21 protein-coding genes and 1 tRNA gene are annotated in these 20,429 nt (G+C 42.9%); 12 read left to right on the top strand and 10 right to left on the bottom strand.

Translation table 11 applies throughout. From position 1 onward, the window contains the following. Window positions 1-68: 68 nt before the first annotated feature. From SEDOR53_RS0103505 to SEDOR53_RS0103485, 5 genes are read left to right on the top strand one after another with little or no spacing between them, the layout of a single operon-like run. Window positions 69-527 (top strand): MarR family winged helix-turn-helix transcriptional regulator, encoded by a 459-nt coding sequence (locus SEDOR53_RS0103505; RefSeq protein ID WP_026768472.1) that lies wholly within the window; start codon window positions 69-71, stop codon window positions 525-527. Window positions 528-577: 50 nt separating this feature from the next. Then, window positions 578-1,300, top strand: a complete 723-nt coding sequence (locus tag SEDOR53_RS0103500; protein ID WP_026768471.1) for a pirin family protein — start codon at window positions 578-580, stop codon at window positions 1,298-1,300. A gap of 35 nt (window positions 1,301-1,335) precedes the next feature. After that, entirely contained in the window at window positions 1,336-1,863 is a 528-nt protein-coding gene (locus tag SEDOR53_RS0103495) for a YceI family protein (protein WP_026768470.1), read from the top strand. Between the two features lie 10 nt (window positions 1,864-1,873). Continuing rightward, window positions 1,874-2,437 (top strand): NADPH-dependent FMN reductase, encoded by a 564-nt coding sequence (locus SEDOR53_RS0103490; RefSeq protein WP_026768469.1) that lies wholly within the window; start codon window positions 1,874-1,876, stop codon window positions 2,435-2,437. Between the two features lie 54 nt (window positions 2,438-2,491). After that, complete coding sequence (locus tag SEDOR53_RS0103485; protein WP_026768468.1) at window positions 2,492-4,339, top strand: amidophosphoribosyltransferase; 1,848 nt, start codon at window positions 2,492-2,494, stop codon at window positions 4,337-4,339. Window positions 4,340-4,345: 6 nt separating this feature from the next. Here SEDOR53_RS0103485 and SEDOR53_RS0103480 read toward each other — a convergent pair whose 3' ends face one another. The 4 genes from SEDOR53_RS0103480 to SEDOR53_RS0103465 all read right to left on the bottom strand — a co-directional run bounded on the left by SEDOR53_RS0103480 (window position 4,346) and on the right by SEDOR53_RS0103465 (window position 7,442). Continuing rightward, a complete protein-coding gene (locus SEDOR53_RS0103480; protein ID WP_026768467.1) occupies window positions 4,346-5,260 on the bottom strand; it encodes a sugar phosphate isomerase/epimerase in 915 nt (304 codons plus the stop codon). A 61-nt stretch (window positions 5,261-5,321) separates the two neighbouring features. After that, window positions 5,322-5,771 (bottom strand): nuclear transport factor 2 family protein, encoded by a 450-nt coding sequence (locus SEDOR53_RS0103475; RefSeq protein ID WP_084220305.1) that lies wholly within the window; start codon window positions 5,769-5,771, stop codon window positions 5,322-5,324. Window positions 5,772-5,889: 118 nt separating this feature from the next. After that, window positions 5,890-6,483 (bottom strand): dihydrofolate reductase family protein, encoded by a 594-nt coding sequence (locus SEDOR53_RS0103470; protein ID WP_026768465.1) that lies wholly within the window; start codon window positions 6,481-6,483, stop codon window positions 5,890-5,892. A gap of 89 nt (window positions 6,484-6,572) precedes the next feature. After that, window positions 6,573-7,442: an AraC family transcriptional regulator gene (locus SEDOR53_RS0103465; protein WP_026768464.1), complete on the bottom strand. Its 870-nt coding sequence runs from the start codon at window positions 7,440-7,442 to the stop codon at window positions 6,573-6,575. Window positions 7,443-7,579: 137 nt separating this feature from the next. On the opposite strand from SEDOR53_RS0103465, the gene SEDOR53_RS0103460 reads away from it, so the two are divergent. The 7 genes from SEDOR53_RS0103460 to SEDOR53_RS0103430 all read left to right on the top strand — a co-directional run bounded on the left by SEDOR53_RS0103460 (window position 7,580) and on the right by SEDOR53_RS0103430 (window position 16,275). After that, window positions 7,580-8,596 (top strand): zinc-binding alcohol dehydrogenase family protein, encoded by a 1,017-nt coding sequence (locus SEDOR53_RS0103460; RefSeq protein ID WP_026768463.1) that lies wholly within the window; start codon window positions 7,580-7,582, stop codon window positions 8,594-8,596. A 67-nt stretch (window positions 8,597-8,663) separates the two neighbouring features. Further along, window positions 8,664-10,316, top strand: a complete 1,653-nt coding sequence (locus SEDOR53_RS0103455) for an alpha-L-fucosidase (protein WP_026768462.1) — start codon at window positions 8,664-8,666, stop codon at window positions 10,314-10,316. A gap of 482 nt (window positions 10,317-10,798) precedes the next feature. Next, on the top strand, window positions 10,799-12,697 hold the full coding sequence (locus SEDOR53_RS0103450; RefSeq protein ID WP_026768461.1) for a 7TM diverse intracellular signaling domain-containing protein: 1,899 nt from the start codon (window positions 10,799-10,801) through the stop codon (window positions 12,695-12,697). After that, complete coding sequence (locus tag SEDOR53_RS0103445) at window positions 12,684-13,313, top strand: response regulator transcription factor (RefSeq protein WP_026768460.1); 630 nt, start codon at window positions 12,684-12,686, stop codon at window positions 13,311-13,313. Before SEDOR53_RS0103450 ends, SEDOR53_RS0103445 begins: the two co-directional genes overlap by 14 nt. 119 nt (window positions 13,314-13,432) lie before the next feature. Beyond that, entirely contained in the window at window positions 13,433-14,707 is a 1,275-nt protein-coding gene (locus SEDOR53_RS0103440; protein WP_037360477.1) for a PDZ domain-containing protein, read from the top strand. Further along, a complete protein-coding gene (locus tag SEDOR53_RS0103435) occupies window positions 14,704-15,270 on the top strand; it encodes a DUF6498-containing protein (RefSeq protein ID WP_026768458.1) in 567 nt (188 codons plus the stop codon). The genes SEDOR53_RS0103440 and SEDOR53_RS0103435 overlap by 4 nt, the downstream gene beginning before the upstream one ends. 69 nt (window positions 15,271-15,339) lie before the next feature. After that, on the top strand, window positions 15,340-16,275 hold the full coding sequence (locus SEDOR53_RS0103430) for a hypothetical protein (protein WP_026768457.1): 936 nt from the start codon (window positions 15,340-15,342) through the stop codon (window positions 16,273-16,275). Between the two features lie 323 nt (window positions 16,276-16,598). Here SEDOR53_RS0103430 and SEDOR53_RS0103425 read toward each other — a convergent pair. The 6 genes from SEDOR53_RS0103425 to SEDOR53_RS0103400 form a co-directional block, all read right to left on the bottom strand. After that, window positions 16,599-16,672: transfer RNA gene (locus SEDOR53_RS0103425), tRNA-Asn, on the bottom strand. Window positions 16,673-16,744: 72 nt separating this feature from the next. Beyond that, window positions 16,745-17,095, bottom strand: a complete 351-nt coding sequence (locus SEDOR53_RS0103420; protein WP_026768456.1) for a Rieske 2Fe-2S domain-containing protein — start codon at window positions 17,093-17,095, stop codon at window positions 16,745-16,747. Between the two features lie 5 nt (window positions 17,096-17,100). Next, window positions 17,101-18,288 (bottom strand): GTPase HflX, encoded by a 1,188-nt coding sequence (hflX, locus tag SEDOR53_RS0103415; protein WP_026768455.1) that lies wholly within the window; start codon window positions 18,286-18,288, stop codon window positions 17,101-17,103. An 86-nt stretch (window positions 18,289-18,374) separates the two neighbouring features. Next, the gene (locus SEDOR53_RS17020; protein ID WP_037360473.1) at window positions 18,375-19,109 is read right to left on the bottom strand and encodes an outer membrane beta-barrel protein; all 735 of its coding nucleotides are present in this window, start codon (window positions 19,107-19,109) and stop codon (window positions 18,375-18,377) included. Between the two features lie 140 nt (window positions 19,110-19,249). Then, window positions 19,250-19,846, bottom strand: a complete 597-nt coding sequence (locus SEDOR53_RS0103405) for a carboxymuconolactone decarboxylase family protein (RefSeq protein ID WP_026768454.1) — start codon at window positions 19,844-19,846, stop codon at window positions 19,250-19,252. 10 nt (window positions 19,847-19,856) lie between these two features. Then, window positions 19,857-20,426 carry a peroxiredoxin gene (locus SEDOR53_RS0103400; RefSeq protein ID WP_026768453.1) on the bottom strand — a complete coding sequence of 190 codons (570 nt, stop codon included), beginning with the start codon at window positions 20,424-20,426 and terminating at the stop codon, window positions 19,857-19,859. Window positions 20,427-20,429 lie beyond the last annotated feature (3 nt).

Below are 20,429 nucleotides of genomic sequence, written 5' to 3'. Positions count from 1 at the left end.
CCCACCGGCGGGATTTTTTTTAACAAATAAGATTTGGAAAATTAGATGTATGTACATACATTTGTGTTGTGAAATTAGAACAAGCCATACAGAGTACTAAATTCAGAAGCGAAGTGCAGAAAGCAGGATTGAACATATTATACACTGCCTGGTGGCTGAAAACCGTTACCAGCAAGGAATTGAAAGAGTTTGGCCTTACCCATGAACAATACAATGTATTGCGCATTTTAAAGGGCCGTTACCCGGAGCAGCTGTGCGTAAAAAACATTGCCTGCCGGATGATTGAAAAGAACTCCAACGTGCCCAGGATCATTGACAGGCTGGAATTGAAGAAGCTGGTTAAAAGGGCCACTTCAGCGGAAGATAAAAGAGAAACCGTGATCACCCTCACGCAGAGTGGCATCACCATCCTGGAAGCCACCACACAGCGTTTGAACAAGATGTTCGATGAGATGATGGTCCTTTCAGAACAGGAAGGCGCAGCATTGAATACACTGCTGGAAAAAGTAAGGATAAAAGAAGCGTAATATTTTTTAAATAAATAGGTGTATATACACTTAAATAATAAAGAGACAACATGAAAACCATACTTCATAAAGCAAATACCCGCGGACACGCCAATTTCGGCTGGCTCAACAGCTTCCATACTTTTAGCTTTGGCCATTACCGCAACGCTGAACGCAACCATTTCGGCGCCCTGCGTGTATTGAACGACGATACCGTAGAAAAAGGCATGGGCTTTGGCAAACACCCGCACGAGAACATGGAAATCGTTTCCATTCCGCTCTATGGCGATCTGCACCACAGCGACAGCACCGGCCGCAGTGAGATCATACGCGAACACGATGTACAGATCATGAGCGCTGGTACCGGCATCGCACACAGCGAAATGAACGCCAACAAAGACAAGGCGGTGAAATTTTTGCAGATATGGGTCTTCCCCAAAAACTACAATATTGAACCGCGTTATGAACAAAAAACATTCAACCCGGCCAACAGGCAGAACCAGGTACTCACCGTGGTAGCGCCCGACGACGAGAAAGCCGTATGGATCAACCAGGACGCCTGGTTTTCTCTGGCAAATCTTTCCAACGGGTTCGAGACCAGCTACAACTGGCACAGCAAAAACAGTGGTGTATATGCTTTTCTCATCAAAGGAAAAGCCACCATTAACGGACAGGAACTGGAAGAGCGTGATGGACTGGGTATTTGGGACACTGCCGATCCCTTGCAGATCAAAGCCGGCAGTGATGCAGAACTCCTGCTCATAGAAGTACCCATGGAACTGGAAGCAGCATAATCAAATAATTTTTTCAACGCATAAAACAAAATATCATGACAACCTACAAAATTGACCCGGCACACAGCGAAATCGCTTTTAAAGTAAAACACATGATGATTGCCACCGTATCGGGCAACTTCACCCAATTCGACGCTACTTTACAAACAGAAGCGCCCGATTTCAACAACGCAACCATTTCATTTGAAGCCGATGTGAACAGCATCAACACCAACAACGAGCAGCGCGATGGTCACCTCAAGAGCGAAGACTTCTTTGCCGCTGAGAAATTTCCTAAGCTTACTTTCGTTTCTAAAAGCTTCACCAAAGAAGACGAAGAAGAGTACAAACTCGTTGGCGACCTTACCATCCGTGGCGTAACCAAAACCGTGGAACTGACTGTAGAATACGGTGGCACCATGACCGACCCTTATGGTCAGATCAAAGCCGGATTCGACATCAGTGGTAAGATCAACCGTAAAGAATTCGGTCTGAGCTGGGGTGTAGTAACAGAAGCAGGCGGAGTAGTGGTGAGCGATGATGTGAAACTGCACCTGTCTATTCAGATGGTAAAACAAGCTTAATAATACAATTATGAACATAGAGATCATATCGGGAAGTCCGAGGAAAGACAGTGTAACCAACCGGTTGGCCCTTTTCTTAAAGCATTATCTTTCTGCAAAGACCAGCCACAAGGTGAACATTATTGATGTGCGGGATTGGAACCTTCCCCTGTTACAGCAAGTGTACAGGAATGTAGAGCATACGCCCGATGCCTTCAAGCCATTGGCGGAAAGGATGTTCGCAGCAGATGCTTTTATACTGGTAACGCCGGAATACAATGGCAGTTATTCTCCGGCTATGCAGAACCTGCTCGACCATTTTCCCAAGCAATCGCACAAAGCATTTGGTATTGCCACGGCATCGGTGGGCGCTTTGGGTGGTATCAGGGCCAGTCAGCAGTTATTACTGCTGATCCCTGCGCTGTTCGGCGTGGCTTCTCCGCACATGCTGGTAACACCTTTTGTGGACAAGAAATTCAATGAAAAAGGGGAGTTGGAAGATGCTTCTTTCGAAAAATCAGTGGAAACCTTCGTGAATGAATTCCTCTGGTTATCAGAAACCTTGCATCCGGAACTGGATCCGGTCTATAATTAATCGTATAAAACGTGGCGGAGTCGTAACTTCGCCACTTCTTTTTTAATACGCACCATGAGCGACGAGATCAAACACGAATGTGGTCTGGCTTATATTCGTCTCCGTAAGCCTTTCTCTTACTACCAGCAAAAGCACGGAACGGTAACGTATGGCTTAAATAAGTTATACCTGTTGATGGAAAAGCAGCACAACAGGGGTCAGGATGGAGCGGGCATCGCTTCGGTTAAACTGAACTGCGAACCGGGTTACCCTTATCTCCACCGCATACGGAGCAACGCTCCCCAGCCCATTGCCGATATCTTCTTTAAAATAGGACAGGAAATCCAGGAGCTGGAAAAATACCAGCCCGATATCAAGCAACACCCGGGGCTCATGAAGGGCCACCTGCCTGTGTTGGGTGAGCTGCTGCTGGGCCACCTGCGTTATGGCACCCAGGGTAAGAACAATGTGGAATTCTGTCATCCTTTCATCAAGCGCGACCTGTTGCCCGGTAAGAACCTGGCCCTGGCGGGTAACTTCAACCTGGTGAATACTGATGAGCTCTTTGATCTGATCAATATGAGTCCGGGTGAGTTCCAGAAACAAAGCGATCTCGCCGCCATGATGGAAGTGTTGCATCATTTCCTGGTGAGAGAAGACGAACAAAATCCCAATACCGCCGATATTTCCAAAGTGCTTAAAAAAGCCACACCGTTATTCGATGGTGGTTACACAATCGGCGGCTTGCTGGGCAACGGCTGCAGTTTTGTGATGCGTGATGCACACGGTATCCGTCCTGCTTATTATTATGTGAATGATGAAGTGATTGTAGCCGCGAGTGAAAGGGCTGCTATCCGTACCACTTTCAACGTGGGTGAGAATGAAGTGCTGGAACTGATGCCCGGCAACGCGCTCATTGTTGACGATAAAGGCAACTACAGCATACAGCAGATACTGGAACCCAAAGAAAGAAGGGCCTGCAGTTTTGAAAGGATCTATTTCTCCCGCGGCAGTGATGAAAAAATTTACCGCGAAAGGATTGCGCTGGGTCACCACCTGAGCAAGACTGTATTGGAGCGTATTAATTATGATCTCAGGAATACCATCTTCTCTTATATACCCAACACTGCCGAAGTGGCTTTCTTTGGACTGGTGAAGGGAATGGAAGAATACCTGAACAAAATAAAAGTAGAGCGCATCCTGAGCTGGGGTAATGATTTTACACCGGAGAAACTCGAAGAAATGGTGAATCGTAAGATACGCCAGGAAAAGATCGCTATCAAAGACGTAAAGCTGCGCACTTTTATCACCGAAGACTCCAACCGCAATGAAATGGTGCAGCACGTGTACGATATTACTTACGGCACCGTGAAAAAAGACCAGGATACACTGGTAGTGATAGACGACAGCATTGTGCGTGGTACTACACTCAAAGAGAGTATCGTTCGCATGCTCTCGCGCCTGGGTCCTAAAAAGATCATCGTGGTTTCTTCTGCTCCGCAGATACGTTATCCCGACTGCTATGGCATAGACATGAGCAAGCTGGGCGATTTCATTGCTTTCCGCGCTGCTACTGCGTTATTGAAAGAAAGGGGCCAGGAACACCTGCTTACCGAAGTACATGAAAAGATCAAAGAACTGCAACGTACAGGGCAGTTACACAGCGAGAACCTCGTAAAAAAAATATACGACCCCTTCACGCCCGAAGAAATATCACGTAAAATTGCAGAACTGATTACGCCGCCGGAGGTATCTACCCAGGTAGAAGTGATTTACCAGACCGTGGAAGACCTGCACGAAAGTTGTCCTACCAATACGGGCGACTGGTATTTCACCGGTAACTATCCCACACCGGGTGGTAATAAGGTGGTGAATAAAGCTTTCCTCAATTATATTGAAGGGAAAAATGTAAGGGGTTATTAATTACGCTTAGCCTATATACGCTTTCACTTTTTTCAGGAATGGGGGAACGATCTCGAACGGATCGCCGGGAGATAATGTTTCGATGGGAAGATAGCCCCTGTAAGGAGATGCATGAATGATCTGAGCGAGCTTTTGCAGGTCCATATCTTCTGACCGGCCTTGGTAATTCAATTTCTCTTTTATTTGCCAGTTGACGGCATAAGGAGCTGCTTTGGCCATTTCGCTGTAAGGCTCCTCTGTAACAAAGCTTCCTGTATCCAATACAAGACCAAACCATTCACTGTTTACTTTTTTCAGGATATCCAATGTTTGTGCTGCAGTTTTAATAAAGTCGTTATGATTCTGCACCGCTACGATGACCCCTTTTTGTTTTCCATATGCCGCACATTGCTGGAACGCATCTACGATCCATGCTTCGGTTTGTTCCCATGTATGATTTGCAGGAATGGTTTTTCCGCTGAATACTCTTATAACAGGCGCTCCCAATTTGGCTGCTGCATCAATCCATTTTTTTACAAATAGTATTTCCGCTTCACGCCTGGCCTCGTTGGGTTCGGCAAATTCATTTCGGATGCCGGTGCCGCTGATACCCAGGCCAAGGGTATGCGCTTTTTGTTTTAAACGATAGATATATTCATCGGTTGGCACTTCGGGGTAGCCAGGAAAATAATAGCCTGTAAGATCAATGGCGTCAAAACCTGTTTTGGCGGAAAAATCCATCACCGCTTCGAGGTCGGTAGTGCCTTTTGTTAATGGGCCATTGAAAGAATAGGCATTCAGGCTGATCTTAAAACGATTATCAGCAGCTGCAGTAAGGGTTTGTTTGTTCAATGCGCTTGCCCACCCGGTATTGGCCAATCCTAGTGCTGCACCACCGGTAGCAAGTGTTTGAAGAAACTTTCTTCTTGCAAGAGATTTCATGGAGGTAGTTTTAAAAACATTTATACAACAAACCGGCATTGCTTGGATAAATCAGACCCTGTTAATGAAGGCTAATGACCCGTGTGATGGTCCAACGATCATTTTTATTCCTCCAGATAATGACAAACCTGCTTGGATGCGGGATTGCATTTTTTTCCTGGTTGTTATGGAACATGTGCATTCCTATCTCCACAGCACCATAGCCAGGGATAGGGGAAACTTCAATACTTCCCTTCACCAATTCTCTGGTGACTTTACCACATATATTTTTCTCTATTGCCGCCATTATTTCCGTTTTGGATGTTGATAGACCACCGCGATCGTGATAAAACTCAATACTGTCGGACATGAGTTCCGACTGTTTTGAAAGGTCGCAATGGTTGTATGCGGTGAAGAAAGTGCTGTCCAGTTTTGCGATTGTCTCATACAGACTATTTGATTGAGAATAGGTTGCAGAAAAAACAAAAGCAACGATGGCTGTAAGAAGACCCCGTTTAATATTGGCTGCCATATTGATTGAGATTTTAATACCCGATGGCCGGGAATAGTTGTTGTGCTTAACTAAAGATAATGCTTAGTTCACACATAGCTGAAGGATGGGGCACTTACAAATGTTGAACAGCCGTGGGTTAGACAGCATGATAAGTGCGGGCCACAATCCCGCCCGGGAAAGCCTTTACATCAACCAATTTCAAGTCAAGCGGTTGTGCAAGGCCATTGAAGATCGGTAATCCCTTGCCCAGAACTACAGGATGGGTAACCAGGTGGTATTCGTCTATGAGGCCTGTTGCTATCAGGCTCTGCATGAATCCGGCGCCTCCAAGCGCGCAGATCGGTTTCCCCTGTTCGGATTTGAGTTGCTTGATTCTTACGGCAAGGTCACCATCGAAAATCCGTGCTTCCGCCCAGGAAGCCGCGGCAAGTGCCTGCTCCGCCGTTGTTGTAGGTACCGGATCGATGCCTTTAAATCCTTTTTGGGTGAAGACTGCTTTGGGAATTTCGTTCATCGGCGCGGCAAAAGGACCGGCGGCGGTTGGCCAGTAGGGAGCCATATTCTCAAACGACTTGCGACCCATGATGATCAGACCTGCTTCACGGGTTTGCGCAACGGCCCAGTCCCTCGACGTTTCATCTGAGCTTTTGAATATCCAATCGTTTTCTCCATTGGGACCGCCAACAAAACCGTCGATCGACATCGACATCTTCATGATTAGCTTACGCATGGTTCAATAATTTGTTTCCAAAGCTAAGTCCCATCTATGAAATGAAAAGGGTTAAAAGCGACATTCCAAGGCGGTGATTGCGTCACACTTTAACAGGTTTGCTGTTTGTACTGGCCAGGAGTCAGACTGGTAACCTTTTTAAAGATCTTAGAAAAATAGGAGACATTTTCAAATCCTGTTTCTTCGGCAATTTCGATATAAGATAAGTTACTAGTTGTAATCAGGTATTGAGCCCGCTCAATGCGCTTCACATGTATATATGTCAATGGCCTTTCTCCGGTAAACTGCAAAAAAATCCGTGAAAAATAATCCTGATGAAGGTTTGCTCTTTTCGCTAAATAATCAACGGTCAAATTGCTCGTCAGATTTAATTGAATATAGCTGATCGCGTCCAAAATCTTTGAGGGTATAGGGGCTGGATTTTTGTTTTTAAATTGTTTTGAACTTAAAAACCGGGAGATTAATTGAAGAATTATACCCTGTGTTTCTAAATAAGTGGAATCACTAACAATGTTATTAAGCTCCTGGTAGCTTTTGTAATAGATAGTTTTCTCGTAAACTTTTGGATTATCTGAACGATTAATACCCCTGCCAGGATTTATTTCCAATAATCGCTTAAAGTTTGCAATATCGGTTTCCAGTGCAGGCATTTTTATGACTTTCTGGTTGTATTCGAAAAGCGAAAGCCCCACCGGGGACTCTTCGAAGAAATGAAGGAAATATTGGCTTAAATAAGCATCACAACGCAAATGACACAATGTAAAGCTCGGAATTATGTAAAGAAACCCTTCTTCCAGCTTGATCTTTTCAGTGTTACTCAATACCAAACCTTCACCTTCATCGATATAATAAATCCGAAAATATGGGCTGATTACGTTTCCGTAATTCCATTTCTCGTTTAGCTTAACGTAGTCAACATTAAGAAGCGAGAAAGTATGCCCCAATAGTCTTTTGCTCATAACAAAAATGTACGTGCTTTAAAGTACGAAAAAGCCGGATTTGTATAAAAAAAAGTCTTTTTAATACAATGATAAACTTAAGGCTTAAGAATAAATTTGTAAGAAGCGAATCTTTTAAAATTTCATAAGAAGCCATAATGAAAACTTTAGTGTGCACAAAGCCCGGCGGGTTTGAATATGTTACTGCAGAACAGCCGGAGCTAAACCCCGGGCAAGCCATTATAAAAATCAAAAGAATCGGAATTTGCGGAACTGATTTACATGCCTTCGAAGGAACACAACCTTATTTTGAATACCCACGCATTTTAGGTCATGAGCTTTCTGGTGAATTAATTGCAGTTGATAATGCTGCTGGTTTTGAAACAGGGGAGGCGGTTACTTTTATTCCTTATTTTTTTTGTGGTAGATGCATTGCTTGTCGGAATGAAAAACAAAACGCTTGTGTGAATATAAAAGTGTGTGGTGTGCACCAACATGGAGGAATGGTGGAATATCTTTCAGTTCCTTCTTATTCTTTAATTCACGGTGATGGATTAAGCTATGACGCACTGGCTCTTGCAGAGCCTTTAGCAATTGGCGCTCATGGTGTGAGAAGAGCCGAGGTGAGAAAAGATGAATTTGTTTTAGTGATTGGAGCCGGGCCAATAGGGTTGGGAACAATGGAATTTGCAAGAATTGCAGGAGGAAAAGTAATTGCCCTTGATATCAATAATGATCGCTTAAAGTTTTGTAGAGAACAACTAAAAGTTGAACATACTATTAATGCGATGGATGCTGATGTTGTACTGCAATTGAAGGTTATCACCAATGGAGATATGCCGGCAGTTGTAATTGATGCTACAGGCAATTTGAAAGCGATAAATAGCGGGTTTCAATACATGGCACATGGAGCAAGGTATGTTTTGATTGGATTACAGAAAGGTGAAATCAATTTCAGCCATCCCGAGTTTCACAAACGGGAAGCTACATTAATGAGCAGTAGAAATGCAACGAGAAAGGACTTTGAACATGTAATTGCTTGTATGAAGGAGAAGAAAGTAGACCCCACCACTTACATTACTCACCGGGTTTTCTTTGACCAGGTGAGTCACGAATTCGAAAGATGGCTAAACCCGGCAAATGGCGTAATAAAAGCAATGGTAGAAATGTATTGATCTGATATGAAGGGGCTGCAATGGATAAAATTTCTCAACAAGCGCTTATAAACTAATAACTTATAAAATGAAACGCAGAACATTAATCAAGGGAATGGCCGCCACTTTACCATCTATGTGGTTGTCCGGTGCATTTGGAAGTAATTTTCTTAAAGAACAACATTTAGGAGAGCCTATCGCAAAAGGTCCATTCAACCCTAGCTGGGAATCGTTGCAGCATTATAAAACACCAGAATGGTTTCGTGATGCAAAATTTGGCATATGGGCACACTGGGGGCCGCAATGCCAGCCTGAAGCCGGTGATTGGTATGCAAGAAATATGTACGAGGAAGGATCACGGCAATATAAATTTCATCTTAAAAAATACGGACATCCTTCGAAATTTGGATTTAAAGATGTGATCAATGAATGGAAAGCGGAGAAATGGGATCCCGAAGAATTGGTGAGCTTGTATAAAAGTGCAGGCGCACAATATTTCATGGCACTTGCCAATCACCACGATAACTTTGATTTATACAACAGTAAATATCAAAAGGATTGGAACGCTACCAAGATTGGCCCTAAGAAAGATTTGATTGGCGGATGGGCAAAGGCAGCAAGAAACAATGGATTGCCATTTGGCGTGAGTATTCATGCATCTCACGCATGGCGCTGGTACGAAATGGCACAACGTGCAGATAAAACCGGACAATATTCGGGCATTCCTTATGATGGAAAACTAACCCAGGCAGATGGTAAAGGAAAATGGTGGAGTGGATTGGATCCCCAGGAGTTATATGCCCAAAATCATCCTTTGAGTCAAAATAGTTTAGATAATAATTTCGACACCCGGCAATGGGATTGGGGCAACGGGGTATATCCACCCAGCAAAGCATACATCGATAAATTTTATAATCGTACTGTAGACCTTATCAACAAATACAATCCTGATGTCGTTTATTTCGACGACGACAAGCTTCCGTTCTGGCCGGTTAATGATGCGGGCTTGCGCATTGCCGCTCATTTGTACAACAAAAGCATTGAAGAGCATGGCGTGCTTCGTGCAGTCCTCAACGGAAAAATGTTAAATGAGGACCAACGCAAAGCCATGGTTTGGGATATTGAAAGAGGACAGGCCAACGATATTCAGCCGCTGCCGTGGCAAACCGATACTTGTATTGGGGGCTGGCATTATGATCGCGGACTGTATGAACGCAATGGTTACAAAACAGCAAAGTCTGTTATTCAAACGCTTGTAGATATTGTTAGCAAAAATGGTAATCTGATGTTGAACATTCCTGTTCGCGGAGATGGCACCATTGATGAAAAAGAAAGAAAATTAGTTGAGGAAATTGGCAACTGGATGAAAGCAAATAGCGAAAGTATTTATGCTACAAGGCCATGGAAGATATTTGGTGAAGGGCCTGCACAAGAAGCAGCGGCTCAACTTAATGCGCAAGGTTTTAATGAAGGGAAAGGTAAGCCGTTTACATATGAAGATATTCGCTTTGCTACCAAAGGCGATGTGCTTTATGCTACTGCATTGGGTTGGCCGCAAGATGGAAAGCTTATTATAAAAAGTCTTGCAAAAAACAGCCGGCATTTTCCAAAAGAAATTCAAAAAGTGGAGTGGGTACCTGCCGGGCAACCATTATTGTTTCAACGAACCGAAACGGAACTTGTGGTTAGTTTGCCCGAGAACAATGCTGATACATATGCCTGTGTTTTGAAAATACTATAATTTGTAGAAGTTAAGGCTGCTTCAATTTTAATTCTTCAAGAGGCAACAGTCTTGAGTCTTCAATTGCGGCTGTTCTATGCCCACTATTTTCATATACTCCGGGTTTTAAATGATCTCCTCTTCCAATGAATAACATCTCTCCACCGGAAGCTATTACAAAAGGAAAAGGGTTCTGTATATACAAGTTGTAAGCTTCGCACCCACTTATTTCCCGATCTGGTTTTAAATCAAGAAAAGATGAATAGTTTAAGCGATTTTTACTCGTTCAACTGCTTTGGAACCAAAAGTGGGTTGCTGCCGTATTAAAACGCCCTAAAGGGATCAAAAACGCCGAACACGAGGGTATTTTCGGCAGAATTGATACCGTCATCTTAAGGAAAGATGAAGCCTTATCATATTGATTGCACTGTTAAATAAAGTATCTATTATACAAACTTGTTTGTATATCTTAACTGACCACGGAAAGGTATTTTTGTCATTACATGAATCAACGCGCGCTATATATTACGATATTGCTGTTTTGTTTAACAGCTGCGATTCATTATACTGTTGCTGCCCGCCCCTTTTCTGATACTTTGTACCTGACAGGCAAGCATCAATACGATCTTAAAGGATACCTGGAATATTATTGTGATACGGCTTTACTACCGATAGATTCAGTTATTAAGATCAATAATGCCGGGAAATTTGAACGGTTGAAGAAAGATGTGCTGAACAGCGGATTTTCCAATAAATATTATTGGCACAGTCTGCACCTGAAAAACCCAACATCATCGACAATGGAGATAATGTGGCTTTTCCAGAATGCAACAGTGAACGAAATGAAAGTGTATAAGGTATCTAATAATAGAATTACCTCGCTAGGAGTTACCGGTGATCATTTTGCATTCAATCAACGACCTTATTATTTCTATCTCTTTGTTTATCCATTGTCCCTACAACCTGGCGAAGATGCCCGGTTCTATGCATTCATAAATAAAAAAGGGGAAAACCTCAAACAGCGCTTCCAGTTGATGGATGCAAAAACATTGCAACAGCTGCAAAGCAACGCCTATTTTGTCATGGGCATTTTAACAGGCATCCTATTGCTGGTATTTTTATTTAATGTTTTTCTGTTTTATTCCCTCAGAGATGCCATTCACGGATGGTATGCACTTTACGTGCTGGCAACTTTATGGCAGATGCTTGCATTTGAAGGAATGGATTTTCAATTTCTCTACCCAGCGGTTCCTTCCATTAATGATATTGCTAAATTTATCAGCTGCGGACTTAACCTGCTTTTAATGCTGCAGGTAATGCAGAAATTTTTTGACCAAAAGAAAGAGAACTCCCGCTTTTTAAAAGGTACTATTGTTTTCAAGGCCGCGATTATTTTTTTAATTATCTCCTGTATACCTGTATATAAATTATTCCATTCGATGATCCTGAAGGAGACCTATACGTTATTTTTCAGTGTAACAGCAGTCCTTTCATTTGTACTCATTGTTTTCTCTGCGATAGAAAGAGTGAGGCAAGGATTTAAACCGGGTTATTTTTACCTGTTTGCCCTTACTCCATTATTCCTGGCCACAATTGAATTTATACTCAATCTATTCGGGGTCATTACAACCTTTGACACTACAATGGGTTATATGCTTAGCCGGATACAATTGGGAGTTGTATTTGAAACACTGGTGATCTCCTTTGGTATTTTATATAGGTACAACCTGTTCAAGAAAGAAAAGGAAAAACTTTCTTTGGAGTTGGAGGGGCAAAAGATCGCCACGGCAGGACATATCATTTCTGCCCAGGAGATGGAAAGAAAGCGTATCGCAGAAGATCTGCATGACGAGTTGGGAGGAGATATCGCTGCCATCAAAATAAACCTTCAAAAAGCAACGGTTGATACGGAAAGATTGAATAAGGTGATAAAGCTGTTGGATAAAGCCTCTGGTGATATACGCAGTATTTCGCATAACCTGATGCCTCCCGATTTCAGCGCCACACCGCTGGATATCTTGTTGGATAGTTATTACAGGCAACTGAACAACGAACATGGAATTGTTTTTCAGTTCCATGTGAATGGTGAATCTGGTAAATTCACCAAGGAAGATGAATTGATGATATACCGCATCATCATGGAACTGACGAACAATGTAGTGAAACATTCTTGTGCTACAGAGGCTACGGTTCAGATGATCTATTGTGATACATACCTGGAAGTGATAGTGGAGGATAATGGTAAAGGAATACCCGCTGAACCCAATAAAAAAGGGATAGGTCTGAAGAATATACAATCCAGGATCAATTACCTGGATGGAAAAATTATATTTGACAGCAACGAGTACGGAACTACCATTATTATTCAATTACCTTATAAGATCAATAATGGAAAAGACTAAACTCATTATAGCCGATGACCATAATTTATTTTTAGAAGGCCTGTTGTCGATGCTTACCTCGGAAAGAGATATGGAAGTAATGGCCATAGCAAACGACGGGAAAGAGTTGCTTGAACTGCTGCATAAAAATAAGCCCGACGTGGTATTACTTGATATCAATATGCCAGGAATGAACGGTATTGAAGCTGCCAGGATATTGAAACGGCAGTATCCATCTATTAAGCTCGTTATGCTATCTACCTATAATGAAGAACACCTGGTAGAAAAAGCGAAAACCTTCGGAGCTCATGGGTATCTGTTGAAAAATGCCAACAAAGAAGAACTAATGCAGGCCATTCGGCAGGTAAATCAGGGACAGCTTTGCTTTCCAACAAAGAAGGTTGTTGAACCAACCCGATTCTCGGAAATAGACCCTTTCCTGCAACAATTTAATCTCACCAGGAGAGAAATGGAGCTATTACAATTGATTAAGCAAGATTTAACCAACCAGCAAATTGCCGACCAGCTTCATTTGAGTATTTACACGGTAGAAACACACCGGAAAAATATTATGCAGAAGCTAAAGCTGAAAAAACCGGTGGAATTAACCAGGTTTATTATCCAACATAACCTGTAATAATAACCATTCAAAATACAAACTGGTTGGTATTTTGAATGGTTTTGTTTTTTGTCACTTTAGACTGATGGTAAATAGTCTGATGATACTTAGCAGTAAAACTACTTACCTGAAAAGTCATGAAAAAAACAATATTCACTTTTTCTTTCCTGTTATTTCACTTAGCAATGATGGCGCAAATGCATGGCTTTGGCTTTTCTTATCATTATAAGAACGGCCAGGAAAGCCCACAAGACGACCCTTTTTCTGCTTATTATGTGGTGAACAGTATCTATCCGGGATCTCCGGCATACCAGGCAGGAATAATGGCGGGTGATAAAATAACCGCCATCAGCGGTATTGCCATTAGCAACAAATCCCTGGATGAAGTGAAAGAAATGATGAAGCCGGAAACCATCGAAATCAAAACTTCCAGAAATAGCCAGGAGTATGCTCATGTACTTACCAAAGCGTTTGTGGATATAGATACCTTGCTATTTTCTGGTCTTAACAGGTTGCTGTTACAGGCCGATAGCAGCTTCGGAGATTTCAAGGGCGCTGCCACTGAAAAAGCATTTATTTATGAGTCGAAAATTCAATTGACGCCAACGCATCAAACCACATTACGAAAACATATGCTGTTAAAGCAACATGATGTGGTTTCCTATTGCTATTCAGGCGATTCTCCACAAGAAGCGATGAGCGTATTCGCCAGGTATGAACAACAACTCAATTTTTATTTTGGTCTCCAGGCTTACTCACAAGAATATCAGGCTGCTGATACTTCTTTTTTTCATCAAATTAGTTTCAGCAAAAAAACATTCAAAGGTTACCGGGCATGCCGAACGTATTTATCTGCTTATAGAACCGAAGATAGAAGTCATTATGAAGTCGCATTAGTTGTTGAAGGAGGAATTAAACCTTCCTGTGTATTTGTGAACCCCGATACAACACAAACTTCAACGGAATTCAGGAATAAGATTCAATACCTGTTTAATAGTTTTTATACCAATAAAGTACATGAGAACCTGGCTGGGGCCCCTTTGTACGATGGCGCTACTTCGTATTATTCGAAATATTGTTTTAAAGAAGCAAAATGTATGGTGTTTACAATGGATGATCTACAATTTAGTCATAAAGTGCCGAAATATTATTTCACAGCGGAATACAGGTGGCTAAGCCAGCAGAAAGCCGATTCTATATTCAATGAACTTTACAGAGACATTCAGAATTCATTAAGTAGCCAATTTGTTTATTATGAGAAGGTGGGCGAGTTTGACCACATATTTGACAAAAGAAGCATAGTATTCGCTCCAGATCTTGGGCACATAACGCCGTATAAAGAGCATTTTATTACACTTTCTTTACAGGTTTCCAAAGACAACAATTATACCGTTAGAATTGAAATAGAATGAAAAAAATATTCGAAAATCCGTCATTTTGGCTACTCCTGGCTGGTAATTTATACATCTTTATTCGGTATATAGAGCGCCAGGGTACTATTGATGCCGTTATTTTCCTTTACCTGGTACAGAGTATGCTGCTGGGGTTATTCAATGCATTATCTATTGTCTTTTGCAAACCCTCCCCAAACAGTAATCATTCGCTTCTATTCAGGATAAAACAGGCTTTGTTTTTTCTTTTTCATTTTAGTTTTTTCAATTTTATGCTCTATGTTTTCCTGGCGAATGACGCAATAAGCAGGCAGGGAGGTGATTGGAAAATGTTCCAGGTAGCTTTTTGGCTACTGGTAGCTTCAATGATAGCCGATAATTCAAGGCTGATCATTCATTCATTTAATAAAGGAATAGACATAGGAAAATTGTTTTTTCTTCCATACCTGCGGGTCGTTCCAATAGGTGTCATAATTTTTTGTATTACCTACCTGCCTTCCGATTTCGGGCTGGTATTTCTGGTACTGAAAATAATTACTGATATAGGCAGCTATATGATTTGTGAACGCCTGCAAAAGCTATAAAATACAAACCAGTTGGTATTGTAAGGCGATATGGTTGCCTCCTACTTTTATCATCAAAACTTTTCAATTATGAAGATAAAAATATTTTCTGCTGTCATCTTACTGCTTGTTGTCACTGGCAAGACCTGGGGGCAACAGTTAGACAAAGAGAAGCTCTCCGGTATCAAATCATTGGCATTTGCCTATTGTTGGGGAGTTCCTGATATTACCATTTTCAATTCAACGAAAATTGATGTTAAGAAATATGGATTCGATCAACAGCCTTTTTACGATTTCCTGGAAAAGAAAGTAGTTGAAAAGATGAATGCTGCTAATATTAAATTGATTCCCTTCAGTGAGTCACAACCGGTGTACTCCAGCATGACAAAAATGGTAACAGCCTTGTCTGAGATACAGGGTAAGCCGGCGCCTACGCAAGAACAGATCAACCAGTTGAATAACCAGATGGAGCAATTACAGAAATTACAGCAGATGGTCAATATGAAGATGGGAGGTAGAGGGAGCGGGCTTGTCACGGGTAATTCTAATGCTATCTCAAGCAGTAACACCAGCGTAGCTTTAGCGCCTGCAATTGATAAGAACGGACAAGAAAAACCAGGCGCTGTTATTGCAGACTATTACAGCGATGAAGCATTGAAAGTATATGCCAGGATGGCAAAAGATATGAATGCAGATGCTTTTATGATCATTCATGTTTCAGTTTATTTTTCATCTGAAACAGCGGATGGGAAAACGCTAGGTGGGTTTAGCAATATGTTTCACAAAGAACCACCTCATGCAATAGTTAAGCTGGATTTCCGGATATATGATGCCGAGGAGAAGCCTATCGTCTTGTTTAAAAACAAAGATGCAATTCGCGGGTACAGCAAAGAGGCTTTGGTTTCTTTCAAATCTTCATTCGGGCATTTTGAATGGAATAACGGAGAAGCCGAAAAGATCGAATATGATGCTATGGAACAAGCTGTAAACAATATCGCGGCCAAGATAGACAAGGGAAGCTTTTAGAGAAAATAGAGCTATCATTTATACGAGTATTGATATGTTATTTTCTTTCATGACAGGTAATTGGAACGCACTTGGTTCTGGGCAAACCCACATCAAACCCACAGTATTCCCACACCAACCCACTTTTAATGTGGTTTATCGCGGTTTATTTGTATTTTAATGTATATTTAAAAGGTATCAATACCGGGTCAACTCTAAATCAATCAGATGGCCCTGAAACTGAAAAAAACGTTTAGCATGGAATAATATTTGCATTTTGTTTCCAATGTCTTTTAATGAAAAAAGGTCTTAGCATTTTCGCTAAAACCTTTTCTAGTATTGGGCTCCCAAAGCTGGACTTGAACCAGCGACCCTCTGATTAACAGTCAGATGCTCTAACCAACTGAGCTATTTGGGAATACCTGCCCTATTCGGGGTTGCAAAAATAGGGAAAAATGTATTCCGGAAAAACCAGTTCAGAAAAAATATCTCATAACCACCAACCCTTCTGTTCTATCCCAATATATATGCCATCCGGGCGCTGTTCGGCTAAATAGGTTTTGAGGTAATAACCCTCGCCACTCGTATTACGACCATTTTGCATATTAAAGCGATAACGGTGTACCGGGCATACTACATGGCCCTGTGCATCAATATATCCATCGGACATGATGCCGCTGGCATGCGGGCATTTTTGCGCAAAAGCATAGAACTGGCTTCCAAAACGCGCCATGGTTATTTTTTTACCATCTGCTTCTACCTGGCACATATTATTGTCTTGCCATGGAAGTAAGGCAGCATCATCGGCAATCTTGAACCAGTGGATCTTTTTTTCTGTCATGGAAACTAAAAATGAACGGTGCGGTAAGGATAACGCACCTGGTACATATCGCGCACTTTATTCAATATCAGTTCGCGCAGGGCATCTACATTTCTTCGCTCCAGGGCCGAAACGAATACGCAATTGTTATGGGTAATTTCATCCCACCGGTCTTTCAGGTCCTGCAAAATCTCTGTTTTCACACTGTCTTCCAGCCATTCGTCGAACGTGCGCTCTTCGTACAGGTCCATTTTATTGAAAATGGTGAGTATGGGCTTTTCAAAAGCTTTCAGGTCTTGCAAGGTCTTGTTCACCACACCTATCTGCTCTTCATATTGCGGATGGGAAATATCTACTACGTGCAATAAAATATCTGCCTCTCTCACTTCATCCAGTGTACTCTTGAAACTTTCTACCAGGTGGTGCGGCAGTTTGCGAATAAATCCTACGGTATCACTCAATAAAAAAGGTGTGTTTTCAAATACCACTTTGCGGGTAGTGGTATCGAGCGTAGCGAACAATTTGTTTTCCGCAAACACTTCGCTCTTGCTCAGTAAATTCATCAGCGTGCTTTTGCCCACATTGGTATAACCCACCAGTGAAACACGTATCAGCTCGCCGCGGTCTTTGCGTTGGGTGAAGGACTGCTTGTCTATTTCCGCCAAACGCTTACGTAAGAGCGATATCTTATCCTTCACAATACGACGGTCGGTTTCGATCTCCGTTTCACCTGGTCCGCGTGTACCGATACCACCTCCCTGTCTTTCAAGGTGCTTCCACATACCCTTGAGGCGGGGCAGCAGGTATTGGTATTGCGCCAGCTCTACCTGCACTTTGGCCTGCGCTGTACGGGCGCGCCGTGCGAAAATATCGAGGATGAGGTCGCTGCGGTCGATCACTTTGATGCCGAGCTCTTTTTCAATATTGGTGATTTGTGAGCCGGTGAGCTCGTCGTCGAAAATAACGAGGTCTATCTCCCTGTCCGTTGCATATTCGCGTATCTCTTCCAGCTTGCCCTTTCCTACAAAAGTGCGGCTGTCGGGATGCGCCATCTTTTGTGTAAACCGCTTAATAGCAATAGCCCCGGCGGTCTCAGAGAGGAACGCCAGTTCATCGAGGTATTCGGCAACCTGTTCATTGGTCTGATCTTTCTGTATCAATCCCACCAGCACAGCCTTTTCTTCACGCTGTATAACCTGCTTTTTTTCGATCATAGGGTGCAAAGGTAGGGTGGATCGTTAATAAAAAAGGGCAATGCCATTCAGCATCGCCCTCTCAATGATATATTCACACGAACAATTTAAAGCCCGCTGATGGTAAGCCCGATAGAGAATTTGTGCATATTCGGCCCCACTCCGTCTTTCAATACGCTGGTGATCTGGTATCCCGCATCCAGCGAAATGATACCATAACCAATACGGCCGGTTACCGCCAGCATGGTGCCGTCGATGAAACGTTTGTCGTACTCTTTTACAATATAAGAAGGTCCATAAATAGAAGCGCCGTTCTTGTTCACCAGGTTCTTACCCTTGGTGTAAGCCTTCAGCAAAGTACCCACTTTCACGCCCAGGGCCGCTTTCCAAGATTTGTTGGGATTGGCGGGATTGGCATAGTAGCGCAATTCAACAGGCGCTTCCAGGAATATGGTAGTAAGCTTGTTCTTTTTGAAATGATCTGTACTGTCCTGGTTGATGAAGGGCAGCTTGGAAGCCATTGATTTGATGTCCACCTTGGTGTTATGGAAGAACATATTGCTGGTACCGATGCCCGCCCCGAGTCCCACGCTGAAATGAGGATTGGTTTTGAAGGGCTTATCCAACATGAAATAAAAGTTGAAATGCCTGCTGAAACCGCTGGTCCTCACGCTGTCGGGAGCCCCTTGCCAGCTGTCGATACCATATTGGATCATGAAATGGTCGGCCGACCTGCTGCTGATATCTATCTTACTCCAGTCTTTCTTAGTCTTTGTTTCCGTTTGTGCAATAGATAAAATGCTCAGAGAAACGCCCAGCAGTAATAGTAGTGTTTTTTTCATTTGATAGCTATGAGGGGCAAAAATAATAGAATTGACTGCACCCCGGCCGTTAAAAATAAGTCAAATCGCCGGAAAGGGCTTTATAAATAAAAAAAGAGCGGGCTTGCCCGCTCTTTTTCAACCCCATTCTATCACTCACACTAAGCCAGTACGGTGATCAGTCCCTTCAGCACTGCGCCCAGTTTAACAGCTTCCAATACCCTTGCTTCACTGCTTCCATGCTGTAAAACAGATTGCTCATGCGATCTCACGCACAGCTCACAACCATTTACTGCCGAGATCACCAGGCTCACCAGTTCAAAGAACTCTTTTCCCAACACCGGGTTCATCATGATGCTCATTTTGATACCGGCCGGATGGTTCTGGTAGAATTCTTTATTGGTGAAATGGCGAAAACGGTAAAATATATTATTGGTATTCATCAGCGATGTACAGGCAACGATCTCTGCCAGTTCGCCTTCATTGGCGCCGGCTTCGAGCGCCTGGCGCGAGAAACCTTCTCCGAGCACTGTATGCTTTTCATTCACGGCTACCGCCAGTGCCAGCAACAATGCTTCCTTTTTGTTCAGGTATTGTGTGTTGTTGAGCACATTGCCCACATTGATCTTCAGGTCGCGGATGTATCTGGCATCCACGTCGAGCAGGGCCTGTGCATTGGCAGAAACGGCGTAGTCAGACAACTGCAGGTCGTTGAGCAGGTTGCTGAAAGTTTCATTTTGTATGATGGATTCACTCATGATACGCGTATTAATTCAGGTTCAACTGTGTGGTGAGGGTCTCTTCGCCTTTGCTCCAGTTACAAGGGCAGAGTTCGTCGGTTTGCAAAGCATCCAGTACACGGATCACTTCCTGCACGCTGCGGCCTACATTCAGGTCATACACACTTACCCAGCGAACAATACCCTGCGGGTCGATGATGAAAGTAGCGCGGTATGCGATCTTCTCTTCTGCATCCAGGATACCCAGTTCTTCGGCCAGTGATTTGGAAGTATCGGCCAGCATGGGGAATTTCAGGTCGCGCAGGTCGTTGTGATCCCTTCTCCAGGCGGCGTGTACAAATTCAGAATCGGTAGAAGCGCCGATCAGTACCGCATCGCGGTCGGTGAATTCGCTGTGTTTTTTGTTGAATTCGGCAATCTCGGTCGGACAAACAAAAGTAAAATCCTTAGGCCACCAGAACATAACAGTCCATTTGCCTTTTTCAGTTGCATACCCGTTTGTCAATTCAACGAACTCTTTTCCTTTCTCGATAGAAACCACTGCTTTTTTCTTGAATGCAGGAAACTGGTTTCCAATAGATAATACCCTATTACTCATATT

Origin of the sequence: Asinibacterium sp. OR53 (assembly GCF_000515315.1) — a bacterium.
Taxonomy (GTDB): Bacteria; Bacteroidota; Bacteroidia; order Chitinophagales; family Chitinophagaceae; genus Sediminibacterium.
Note: the sequence above shows the minus strand (reverse complement) of the source record. Positions and strands in the feature narration are given on the sequence as shown.